Source organism: Aurantiacibacter sp. MUD11 (genome assembly GCF_026967575.1).
Taxonomy (GTDB): Bacteria; Pseudomonadota; Alphaproteobacteria; order Sphingomonadales; family Sphingomonadaceae; genus Alteraurantiacibacter.
Window position 1 is genome coordinate 2,197,342 of the sequence record NZ_CP114054.1, and the last position, 12,297, is coordinate 2,209,638.

Here is a 12,297-nt window from a genome sequence, read left to right on the forward strand (position 1 = left end):
TCCCCAGTTCGAGGGAGGATCGTTAAGCCGTAACGGCTTACCAGGTGACCTGGAAGCCGGCGCGGGCGCCAACTTCGCCTTCTTCGAAGCCGATGCCGAAGCCACCGGTGAATTGGGCGTTGTCGCTGATCCGGGCGGCGAAGCTCGCCGAACCCGCGACACGGTCGTTGTAGTAGCCGAAGCCGCCGGCGATGCCGAAGCTGTCGGTCGGCATCAGGACCGGCGATTCCATCGCCAGGGCCATTGCGACACCTTCGTTCGCCTCACGGACGCCGCGAGCATTCTCGGCGGTGAGGTCGAACAGGGTGGCCGTCTGGCCCTGCAGGACGCCAATCGCTGCCGCGTTGGCCGCGATATTGGCGGTGTTGGTGGCGATCAGGCCCGAGTTGACGGCAATCGCTGCGGTGTTGGCCGCGATGTCCGCGCGCACGGTCGGGTCGACCCCGATGGTGCCATTGGCATCGATGGTCATCACCTCGCCGGCATCGATCTGCGCAGCAGTGCTGGCAGCGATGTCGCCGATGCGGACCGAGCTGCCTGCGCCGCCCAGAGCCACTTCGTTGACTGCCGATGCCGTGGCACCGAAGCCGATCGCGGTCGAACCGTCGAAGGCTGCGCTGGCCTGGCCGCCCAGGGCCACCGCCGAAGCGCCGGCCGCCGAAGCGTCCCAACCGATAGCCACAGCGCCGATCGAGGATGCCGTTGCACCGGTACCGTTGCCGTCGACATCACCACCCAGGGCGATGGAGAAGGCACCGGCCGCGCTGGAGGCGGTACCGCCAGCGAAGCTGTTGGCACCGGTCGCATTGGCGAACTGGCCCACCGCGGTGGAGTTGTCGCCGGTCGCGTTGGCATCTGCACCCAGGGCGGTTGCATCCTCCCCGGTTGCTTCGGCGGCGTCACCGATCGCGGTCGAGTTGAAGCCCGAAGCCGTGGCAAACGCACCGATTGCCGTCGCGAAGGTATCGCTGGCGACACTGTTGGCACCGAGCGCAGTGGCGCGGTTCGCGGTTGCAGCCGCACTGTCGCCCAAGGCCGACGAGTTGGTGTTCGTCGCCGATGCGGCCAAGCCGACCGCGACAGCACCGTCACCCGAAGCAGTCGAGCCGGTACCGAGCGCCGTCGAAGCAGCACCCGAAGCCGTGGCGCTGTCACCGAAGGCGGCCGACGCATCGCCGGATGCCACGGTGTTCACACCGACTGCGGTCGAGTCGACGCCGCTGGCAGCAGCCAGGGCACCGATGGCCGACGAGCCGACCCCCGAAGCAACCGACTGCGCACCGAAGGTCGATGCCCCGAGCGCGCTAGCCACGCTCGATTCACCGAAGGCGGAGCTGTTGTCGCCGCTGGCCGTGGCGGCAAAGCCGCTGGCCGTCGACTGGGCACCCGATGCGCTGGCCGACTGGCCGTAAGCGCTCGACTGGAAGCCGCTGGCCGAAGCCTGGCGACCCGTGGCCGTCGACTGGCCGCCGGTGGCAGAGGTCTGCCAGCCAACCGCCGTATCACCGGCACCCGAGGCGACCGATTCGGCACCCAGGGCAGTCGAGTGGAAGCCCGTGGCCGCCGCGAGGTCACCCAGGGCGACCGCGTCTTCGTCGCTGGCGACTGCCGCGTTACCGAGCGCAACCGAGGTCAGGCCCGAAGCGCTGGCACCGACACCACCGGCCAGCGACTGGTCGCCTGCTGCCGAGGTGTTGTTGCCCAGTGCCGTCGATTCGACACCTGCGGCCGAAGCCCCGGTGCCAAAGGCGCTGGCATTGTCGCGTACGGCCACTGCGCCGGAGCCAACCGCCGTCGTTCCGGCATTGTTGGCGATGGCGAGGTGACCCATGGCGGTCGAGTTGGTGCTACGCGCTTCGGCGAAGGCACCCACTGCGGTCGCGAAGTCGGCCTGTGCCTCGGCATCGGCACCGATGGCCGTGGCCTCGATCCCGACAGCGCGGGCGTCTGCGCCAAAGGCCGAGGAGTCGACCGCCGTGGCGATCGAGTTCGAACCCGTGGCGGTTGCCCCGTCTTCCGAAGCAGCTGCGCCGAAGCCGACTGCCGTGGCATTGGCTTCGGTGGCTGCTGCGTCGGCACCCAGCGCGGTCGAAGCTTCGAACGAAGCCAAGGCGCTTTCACCCACGGCGGTGGAGTTGAGCCCCGATGCCGCGGAGTTGGCACCCAGCGAGGTCGAGTCCGCACCGGTGGCCGCCGCGTTCACACCCAAGGCACTGTCATTGGTACGCAGGGCCAGCGAGTCGGCGCCGATCGTGGTCGTGCCGACGCCGTTGGCGATGGAGTTGTTACCAACTGCCACCGTGTTGACGCTGCGGGCCTCCGACGAGCCACCGACCGCGGTTGCGAAGTCCGCACGAGCGTCCGCATCGGCACCGAGGGCCGAGGACTGGACGCCAATGGCGCGAGCATCGGCACCGAAGGCCGAGGAGTCGACGTTGGTGGCGAGAGTGTTGGAACCCGTCGCCGTGGCACCGTCTTCCGAGGCGAGGGCCGAGAAGCCGAGCGCCGTGGCGTCGGTTTCAACAGCCTGCGAGTCTGCACCCAAGGCAGTCGCGCCGCCGAAGTTGGCCAGCGCCGATTCACCGACCGCCGTGGTGTCCGTTGCGCTCGCGGTGGAGTTCTCACCCAGCGCCGTGGCGTCGGCAGCAACTGCCTGGGCATTGGCACCGAAGGCCGCGGTGTTGGCACCGATGGCCGACGAACCCGCACCGACTGCTGTCGAACCGTCAGCCGTGGCACCGTCACCGATGGCCACTGCCCCGGTCGACAGCGCGTTGGAGTTGCGGCCGATAGCTACCGTGCCTTCTTCCGCCGCATTGGCGTTGGTGCCGCCTGCGAAGGAGTCGAGACCGGCACCGGTAGCACCAGTACCCACCGCCACACTGCCCACAGCAGCGGCGATGGCGCCGGTGCCCGTAGCGATGCTGTCAGCCCCACTGGCAGCTGCGCCCGTACCGATTGCGCTGGCGTTAGAACCGGAAGCGTTCGAGAACGAGCCGATAGCATTGCTGTTCGCTCCGGATGCCGAGGCAACCGTACCGATCGCATTGGCCTGGACGCCGGTCGAACTGGCCAGCGTGCCGATGGCAAGGCTGTTCAGGTCGCTGGCGCTAGAGGCCACACCGAACGAAGCAGATTGCAAGCCGCTTGCGGTGCTGGCGAGGCCGACGGCAGTCGACTGGTCACCAGATGCTGTCGTGTCGTTACCAAGAGCGGTCGAGAAATTGCCGCTGGCGGTGGCGGAGTCACCGCCGGCGAACGAACTGATGCCGCTGGCGCTCGTGTCGGTACCGATAGCAGTGCTGTCCGCGCCGGTGGCCCTGGCCCGCGAGCCGGTTGCCGTGGCGTCGGTCGCGCTGGCAGCCGAGTCAGTACCGAGAGCGGTGCTGTCCTCACCCGAAGCGTTGGCCCGCGAGCCGGTTGCCGTGGCATCGGTCGCGCTGGCTGCCGACTGCTGGCCGACGGCGACACTGTCGGTGCCCGAAGCGTTGGCTTCGTTACCCAAGGCGGCGCTGGCTACGCCGGAAGCCGACGTGTTGCTGCCGATGGCGGTTGCCCGGTCAGCCGAAGCATTAGCCCCGGTGCCGTTGGACGTTGCGCTTTCACCCGATGCCTGGGCGTTGAAGCCGGTTGCCGTGGCGTTAGTACCCGAAGCGACCGAGTTGCCGCCGGTTGCCGTGGCACCGTCAGCCGAGGCACTGGCGAGTTGGCCGACCGCAATCGACTGCACTCCGGAAGCCGACGACTGGCCGCCCACCGCAACCGCACCGTCGGCGGTCGAGGACGAGGTGCCACCCACGGCCACCGATTCGAAGGCCGTTGCCTGCGAAATCGGGCCGATAGAGGTCGATCCGACGCCCGAGGCTGTAGCGAGGGTACCGAAGGCTGCCGCTGAATCGCCGCTAGCCGTTGCACCTGAACCAACCGCAGCTCCCGCGAAGCCCGAGGAAGCCGCACCGTTACCGACGGCGGTGGCTTCGACGCCAGAAGCATTCGCAAGGAAGCCGCCGGCGAACGAGAGATCACCGCTGGCTACCGAGTTCGGGCCAACTGCCGTCGCGACAAAGCCGCTGGAAACAGCGTCGCCGCCGAAGGCTGCCGAGCCGAGACCCGACGAATCCGCCCGAATGCCGACCGCAGTCGACTGTTCGCCACCCGCAGAAGCCAGCTGGCCCACCGCGGTGCTCTGGAACGCAGCGCTGGTATTGTTGCCAACAGACGTCGCGCCGTCGGCATTCGCTTGTGCGCTAACACCGACGGCGGTCGCTCCCGCGCCGCCTGCGAGAGAATTCACGCCGAATGCCGAGGCGTCAGCCGTGACGGCCCCGGCTCCGACGCCGACGGCCGTCGAATTCTCGCCGCTCGCTACGGAATTAACACCAACAGCGGTCGAGAAATCACCGACCGCATTGGACGTCTGACCGACTGCGGTACCGAAGACACCCGTAGCGTTCGAGAGGAAGCCGACGGCTGTCGAAGCGCCACCGGTCGAAGTGGCCAAGGCGCCGACGGCAGTGCCGGTACCTGTCGAAACGGCGGACGCACCAAGTGACGTGCCGCCAAAGCCCGTTGCCGAAGCATCGTCACCCAAGGCCGTGGAGTCATCGCCCGTTGCTTGGGCATTCTGGCCGACTGCGGTGGAATCGGCGCCCGTGGCATCCGAGTTTTCACCCAGCGAGGTGCTGTCGTCGCCCGAAGCCGTGGCGTTCATGCCGAAGGCTGCCGAGTTGGCACCCGTGGCAGCTGCGCCGCCGCCCACTGCGGTGGAACCGCTGGCGATGGCATTTTCACCGATGGCAACCGACTGGGTGTTGGTTGCCTGGGCATTGTTACCCATGGCAACCGCGCCCGAGGCAGTGGCCTGTGCGTTGATACCAACGGCCACCGAATTATCGCCTGTGGCGTCAGCACTAAAGCCGTTAGCAGTCGAACCTTCGCCGCTGGCGACCGAACCTTGGCCAGTGGCCGTGGAGTTGTTGCCCAGCGCCTGAGCGTTGTTGCCGGTCGCGGTAGATGCGCTGCCGGAGGCTATGGCACTATTGCCAAAGGCACTTGAAGCTATGCCTGAGGCGCTGGAGGCTGCGCCCACAGCGGTGCTAAAGTCCCCTGTTGCCGAGGCGCCTGAACCGTTGGCTGTTGAGCCTACACCACTGGCGGTGGAGGATAGACCAGTCGCCGTCGAGAAGTCTCCGCTAGCAGTTGAAAATACGCCGGTCGCCGTTGAGCCCGCGCCGCTGGCCGTGGCGGCGCCACCGACCGCCGTCGACACTGGGCCGGTCGCCTGCGAGAGCGGGCCGAGTGCAGTATTGCCGCCGGAAGTAGCAGTGGCCTGATCACCCACGGCAACTGACTGGACCCCACTAGAGATCGAGTTGCTGCCAATGGCGACGGTATTCTCACCGCTCGCGGCAGCGCCCACGCCACCGGCAAATGAGCCAATACCACTAGCCGCCGAGTCGGCACCTACGGCAGTACTGTCTTCACCACTCGCATTGGCGCGAGCACCGGAGGCCGTGGCGTCCGTCGCACTTGCCTGGGCGAAAGTGCCCGTCGCGGTACCATCGGTTCCCGAAGCAGCTGCGCCGAAACCGGTGGCGGTGCTGGCGACGCCGCTGGCCGAAGAGAATGCGCCGGATGCACTGGAATTCTGACCGCTAGCCGAAGAGTTGAAGCCCGAAGCGGTACTGGTCTCTCCGCTGGCATTGGCGAACACACCAGTTGCCGTTGAATTAACGCCGGTTGCGGAGGAAAACACGCCAACGGCTGTGGAGTTTGCTTCCAGTGCCTGCGAACCACCGCCGACTGCAGTGGAGTTTTCCTGCTGCGCCAGCGCATTGGCACCCAGCGCGGAGGAGTTCGCATCACGCGCAATGGAGTTATTGCCAACTACCGTTGTGAATTCGCCCTCGGCGATCGTTTCCTGTCCGATGGCAATCGAGAAGTCGGTCCGTGCGTCGGCATTCTGACCAATTGCGGTTGAACCCTCACCGATGGCCGAAGCTTCGTGACCCAGAGCCGTCGAGTTCTCACCATTGGCCAGCGAGTTCGCGCCCACAGCGGTCGAACTGGGGCGGCGAGCGATCGAGCCACCGCCGAGGGCAGTGGTGCCGTCATTGCCGGCAAAGGCTTCGAAGCCCAGCGCGACCGAGCGACTGTCCGTAGCGACCGAATAGGCGCCTACGGCGGTCGATTCCGCGTTGCGCGCGTCGGCGTGGTCACCAACGGCCACCGCGCTGGCGCCAGAGGTGCTGGCGTTCGAGCCAACCGCAACGGCCTGCGAGCCTACTGCGCGGGTGCGGTTACCGATGGCGACGGTGCCATCCGAAAGTGCTTCGGTGTCGTTACCGACGGCCGTGGAATTGGTGCCCGATGCCTCTGCGTCGGAACCTGTCGCAATGGAGCCGTCGCCCGATGCGGTGGCGTTCTCGCCACAAGCCAGCGAGCCCGTACCGCTGCCGGAAGCGCCGCCGGTCGTGTCCGGCGTTGCCGTCGTTCCGAAGTTGGTATTGCTCTCGTCCGCATCCAGCGCGCTGACGACGTTGCCTTCATTGGGGTAAGTTGCGCCCGAGCCGAAGCCGGCAACGACGTTGCCCGCCCCATTATCCAGGAGACATTCTTCCGCCGAAGCCTGATTCGGCGTGGCGCCGACCATGGCGACTGTGGCGATTGCGAGTCCCGACGCGGAAAGCGTCAGGGCGCTGATCTTGCCGAAGGACTTCGGCGCGGTTTTCGAACTGGGCATGTGAGTTTTCCTCCTGTTATCCGAACCGGACTGCGGCCGGCGGATACGACGCGAAGGAAGGAATAACCCTGGTAGCCATATGCCCCCTCCCCTGTGCGCCGCGATCCCCCGATCGCAACAATTGCCCGATTCTGGGCAATCACCACGCTACGGATTTTTTTACGATTTGCACCCCTCGAATCCGAAATTTCGAGAAAAAGTGCCGAGTTACGCCAGAATCCGTAGGTAAATTACGTGATTAATGGCGCGGGAAGGATAGTTAAGTTTACTTTAAAGCAGTTATTTGATGCGTAGGTCGAGCAGAGTCGGCCCCGACGACTCGAAGGACCAGCACAGCGCCTCATCCAGTTGGCCGACGTCGTCGACCCGCCGGGCTGCAATTCCTTGTCCATTCGCCATGTTCACGAAGTCGAGGCCGGTGAGGTCGCAACCCGGAACGCTGTTCATCCCGAACTCGCCGGAGAAGCCCATCAGCGCGGCATAGGCCGAGTTGTTCATGATCAGGAAGCTGACAGGCAGGCCCTCCTGCATCGCCGTAAACAACCCCTGGATCGTGTACATCGCCGCCCCGTCGCCGAGGATGGCGATGACCTTGTCTCCCTTGCCACCGTTCTTCTCGTGCATGGACACGCCCAGCGCGCCCGGCAGCGAATAGCCGAGGCCGCCACTGGCGCAGGAATAGAAGCCGCCTTCGCGAACGATCGGCAGCGTCTGGTGCTCGGGCCCGCGTGCGGTCGGCGCTTCCTCGACCACGATCGCACCGTCCGGGCGCAGTTCGGCAACGCGGCTGAGGACGTAGGCGGCGGTCATCTCCGCCTCCGGCTTGATGAACCGGTGCGTCGGGCCGGTGTAGTCGCGCGCGTTGGTACGCTCGCACAACTGCGTCAGGCCTTCGTTCACATCGCCCAGCACGCCGCCACCGCCGGGCAGGGCGGCCAGGTGCTGCGGATCGTCCGACAGCGCCATCAGCTTGGCGTGTTCCGGCCAGTGCGGGCCTTCGCCCTCGACGTGGTAGGTGAACACCGGCGCCCCGGCGACGAGGATGGCATCGAAGGGATCGAGCGCGTCGCGAATCTGGTCGCGCCAGGCATTGAGGAAGCCGGCGAAGTGCGGGTGGTTTTCCGGGAAGGTCTCGCGCGCGGCATAGGGCGCGGCGAAAACCGCGCAGCCGGCTTTCTCCGCCAGCGCGATGGCAGCGTTCCAACCCCCCGCATTGGCGACCCCGGTGCCCAGTACCAGCGCGGGCCGTTCGGCCCGGTCGAGCATGGCGGCAAGCCGCTCGATGCCGGTGGCCGATGGCACGGCGAGAGCGTCAATATCGGGCAAGCCGGGCATCTCGCATTCGCGTTCCCAGTCGTCGACCGGGATGGACACGAAGACCGGGCCCATCGGCGGTGTCAGTGCGGTGACGAAAGCGCGGATCAGCGCCTGCGGCACGTCTTCCGCGCGCGCAGGTTCCACCGAGTACTTCACGTAGGGTCGCGGGAATTCGCTCGGCCGTTCGGCGTAAAGGAACGGGTCGAAGGGCAGGATCGAGCGCGCCTGCTGGCCCGCAGTCACCACCACCGGCGCGTTGTTCTTCCACGCGGTGAAAAGGTTGCCGAGCGAGTGGCCGGTGCCCGCCGCGCTGTGCAGGTTCACCAGCGCGGGCTTGCGGCTGGCGCGGGCATAGCCGTCGGCCAGGCCGACGACGACCGCCTCGTTCAGTCCCATCACATAGGGAAAGGGCATACCCTTGAGCATGGGCAGCTCGGTGCTGCCGGGATTGCCGAACAGGCGATCGACACCGAAATGTTCGAAGACGGCGAAGGCCGCGTCACGTACGGTGGGCATGGGTCAGACCTCCTCGCCGCCCGCACGGGCGCGATCGAGCATGGAACCCTCGTCCTTGCCATAGCGCATCAGGACCACGACCAGCAGCACGACGATCACCGGACAGACCCACATCAGCGAGATCAGGGCAGCGGCAAGGTCGTTGCCATTCTGGTCGGAGATGATGCCGACGACGTAGGGGCCAAGGCCCTGGCCGAGCAGGGTCATGATGACGAGGTAGGTGGAGAAGACGATCCCGCGCATTCGCGGCAAGGCCAGGCCAAGCAGTAGGGCATAGGTCGGCGGCAGCCACAGCGTCAGGATCAGCGAGAATATCGTGTAGCGAATATAGAAGTCGGTCAGCACCTCGGCGCTGTAGGTCCAGATGCCGAAGAAGGGCGAGATGCCCAGCGACAGCAGCACCAGATAGATCATGCCGCGCGTCCCCATCTTGTTGCCCAGCCAGTCCGCCAGCGGGCCAGCCACCAGCGCGCCGATCGTCGCCAGCAGGGCCGAGAGCAGGCCGAACTGTAGCCCGACGTCCGCCATCGACAGGCCGAACTGGCGGATCAGGATCTGCGGGCTGGCGAACATCACGCCGTAATTGATCGCGGTCTGCAGTCCGCCCATCACCATCAGCAGGATCAGCGAGGGGTTGAGGGTGACGTTGAAGGTGGGCTTGTCGGTCAGCCGGAAGTTCTGGAACAGGTTGAGCACCACGAAGGCGCCGAAGCCGAACACGCTCCATTGCAGCACGTGCGGATCGAGCGTGAAGCCGCCGAAGTCGAGCGGCGGGCGGGGGGAGAAGTCACTCGTGACCTTCACCATCAGCGTGCAGAAGCCGACGATCACGGCGAGACCGATGAAGTTGATCGCCCACTGCCGCGCCCCGGCATCGTGGCGCCACAGGTTCATCCAGTTGGTGCCCGGCGTCACCGCGCCGAGCACGCCGGCGCTGGCCTTGAACGGGGCAGGATCGGGCTTGGTCTTGATGCCGTCCATCGCTCCGCGTTCGGGTTCGCGCAGCTTGTAGATCAGCCAGGCCAGCGGGAAGCCGGGCAGGGCGGCGACGAGGAAGGCGAACTGCCAGCCGGTAAAGCCGAAGCTGGCCCCGCCCGCCGCCACGCGGTTGTCCCACCATTCGGCGGCAATCCCGCCGAGCGCCATCGACAGGCCGAGTCCGAGCGCGAGGCCCACGCCAAGGCCACCCATGGCGATGCCACGGCGGCCCTTGGGCAGGCTGTCGAACAGGATCGAATTGGCCGCCGGCTGGGTCGCGCCCTCGCCGATACCGACGCCGAGGCGCGAAATCGCCAGCAGCGTGAAGCCCTGCGCGAAAGCGGAAAGCCCGGCGAAGAAGCTCCACCCGGCGAGGCAGATTGCGAGCAGCTTGGTGCGCACCCAGCCATCCACCAGCCGTCCCAGCGGCAACGAGAACAGCGCGTAGAACAGCGCGAAGACGGTACCGTAGAGCAGCCCCATCTCGGCATCGCCGATGCCCAGGTCGTTACGGATATCGTTGGCCAGGATGGAGAGGATCTGCCGGTCGAGCAGGCTCATCATCTGTGCCGAGGACATCAGGATAATGGCATGCCAGCCATAGCGGCTGATGCGATTGTCGCTCGCCTGGTCGCCGGTGCTCATGTGCAATTCTCTCCCTTGGTGCCGAGCGTCGTCATGTCGGGACGGCCTCGAGCAGGTGGTGGTTGTCGGACAGCTCCACCATGCGTGTCAAAGCCAAACCGCCGTGCGCCAGCAACTCGGCAAATTGCGAGCGGGTGCGTTCGCGCCCGTCCCACAGCATCATCGTCATGTCGCCATAGAGCGCCACGGCATGGCCGGGATCGGCCTCAACCTTTTCCGGCATGACCTTCTCGATCACCACCACCGTGCCGCCCGATGCGCGCGCGGCCTCGCCCACGCGCTGCACGATTTGCCGGGCAGGTTCCTCTGCCCAGTCGTGAAGGATGTACTTGAGCACGTAGCAATCGGCCGTTTCGGGCAGCGGTTCGAAAAAGCTGGCGGTGACGAAGCGCGCGCGGTCGGCCACGCCTTCGCGGGCGAAATAGGCTTCCGCCCCGTCGCGCGCATGGGCCATGTCGAGCACGCAGCCCCGCGCCTGCGGGGCCGCCTGCAACAGTGTGGCCAGCACGGCGCCGTAGCCGCCGCCGACGTCCATGATGCTGGCGAAGCGGGCGAAGTCGTAAAGCTCGGCCGCCTGCGCCGCGAACCGGCGCGAATTGTCGACCATGGCCTGGTTGAACACGGCGGCAGCCTCAGCGTCTTCGTCCAGTCCGGCGAAACCTTCGGGCCCGTACTTGATATGTGCGGGCGGCTTTCCCTTGGTCACGCACTCGTGCAGTTCGGCAAAGGCCGGGGAAAGCTGGGTGCCGACATGCAGTGCCATGCCCTTCAGGCTTTCCGGATGATCCGCCCGCAGGCGCTCTCCCATCGGCGTCAGCGCGAAGCTATCGTCGCCCAGGTCGCGCACCAGCCCGATCGAGGCGAGAGCGCGCAGGAAGCGGGCCAGCGCCTCCGCATCGGCACCGATGGCGGCGGCAAGGCCGGCGGCCTGGCAGCCGCTGTCGTCCATCGCATCGGCTACCCCCAACCTCGCGGCGGCAATGGCCATGTGCGGTTTCCAGTAGCCCGCGATCAGGTTGCGCAGATCGTCTTGCGCTGCGCTCATATGCCGAACAGCTTTTCCGCGTTGGTCTGGAAGAACTTGACCTTCTGTTCGTGCGGGATGTCCATCGCGTCCAGCAGGCGGACCTCATCGGGCACGAACTGGTAGGGATAGTCCATCGCGTAGCAGACGCGGTCCTCGCCCATCACTTCCATCATCAGCTTGATCGAGGCGGGCGAGGGCAAGCCGGAATTGGTGCCCCACAGGTTGTTGCGCAGATAATGGTGCAGGCTGTGCTGCAACGGCTTCAGGCGCGGGTAGCGGTTGGAGCGCACGCCGGCGTTGAACATGTAGTTGAAGCGGTCGATCCAGAACGGCACCCCTTCGCAGCCGTGGCCCAGCACCAGCTGCAGCGAGGGATAGCGGTCGAACACGCCCGTCGTCAGCAGGCGCAGCGCGTGATAGCTCGTCTCCATCGCGAAGCCGAAGATCGCGCCTTCGAGCCCGGCATCCACCATGCCGCCGATCATGTCGTCGGGCGGGCCCTGCGGGTGGATGTAGAGCGGGATGTCCATGTCCGCACAGGCGCGCAGGATCGGGTCGAACTGTTCCTCGTCGAGGTAGTGCCCGTGGGTGTGCGAGTTCACCTGCACGCCGACGAAGCCGAGTTCCTCCTTGCCGCGCCGCAGTTCCTGCGCCGACCATTCGGGGTCCTGCGGGCAGATCGCGGTCATGCCGATGAAGCGATCCGGATGACGTTCGCAGGCGGTAGCGAGATGGTCATTGCCGCGGGTGACGATGCCCTTCGCCTCGTCGAGGTCGAACAGCGACTGCACGCCGGGACTGGTTATCGCCAGCACCGCCTTGTCGATGCCGCTTTCGTCCATGGCCGCCAGGCGCAGTTCGCCAAGGTCAAGCAGGCGTTCGCGGATGAAGGTGGTGCGCTCGGACGGGCTGGTGCCGTAGAAGCCCCACAGCGAAACCGTGCCCTTGTCGGCACGGCCTTCCTTCACCAGCCGGAGGATTGCATCCAGCTGCTCGGCGGTGCCGAAGGCTTCCTCGGTGGCAATGCGCAGATAGCCGTGCTGGCCGCCGGTCTTCAGTTCAGTCGTCACGT

At 66.3% G+C, this 12,297-nt stretch carries 5 protein-coding genes; all 5 read right to left on the reverse strand.

The features are described 5' to 3' along the window. Window positions 1–37: 37 nt before the first annotated feature. On the reverse strand, window positions 38–6,742 hold the full coding sequence (locus OZN62_RS10970; protein ID WP_269099765.1) for a hypothetical protein: 6,705 nt from the start codon (window positions 6,740–6,742) through the stop codon (window positions 38–40). Window positions 6,743–7,021: 279 nt separating this feature from the next. Beyond that, window positions 7,022–8,575: a benzoylformate decarboxylase gene (mdlC, locus tag OZN62_RS10975; RefSeq protein WP_269099766.1), complete on the reverse strand. Its 1,554-nt coding sequence runs from the start codon at window positions 8,573–8,575 to the stop codon at window positions 7,022–7,024. A 3-nt stretch (window positions 8,576–8,578) separates the two neighbouring features. Continuing rightward, window positions 8,579–10,198 (reverse strand): MFS transporter, encoded by a 1,620-nt coding sequence (locus OZN62_RS10980; protein WP_269099767.1) that lies wholly within the window; start codon window positions 10,196–10,198, stop codon window positions 8,579–8,581. Window positions 10,199–10,229: 31 nt separating this feature from the next. Next, a complete protein-coding gene (locus OZN62_RS10985; protein WP_269099768.1) occupies window positions 10,230–11,243 on the reverse strand; it encodes a methyltransferase in 1,014 nt (337 codons plus the stop codon). Further along, a complete protein-coding gene (locus OZN62_RS10990; RefSeq protein WP_269099769.1) occupies window positions 11,240–12,295 on the reverse strand; it encodes an amidohydrolase family protein in 1,056 nt (351 codons plus the stop codon). The genes OZN62_RS10985 and OZN62_RS10990 overlap by 4 nt, the downstream gene beginning before the upstream one ends. Window positions 12,296–12,297 lie beyond the last annotated feature (2 nt).

Excerpts from the sequence above, each read along its gene's own strand:
- OZN62_RS10970 (WP_269099765.1), bottom strand. The coding sequence starts at position 6,742 with ATGCCCAGTTCGAAAACCGCGCCGAAGTCCTTCGGCAAGATCAGCGCC.
- OZN62_RS10980 (WP_269099767.1), bottom strand. The coding sequence starts at position 10,198 with ATGAGCACCGGCGACCAGGCGAGCGACAATCGCATCAGCCGCTATGGC.
- mdlC (WP_269099766.1), bottom strand. The coding sequence starts at position 8,575 with ATGCCCACCGTACGTGACGCGGCCTTCGCCGTCTTCGAACATTTCGGT.
- OZN62_RS10985 (WP_269099768.1), bottom strand. The coding sequence starts at position 11,243 with ATGAGCGCAGCGCAAGACGATCTGCGCAACCTGATCGCGGGCTACTGG.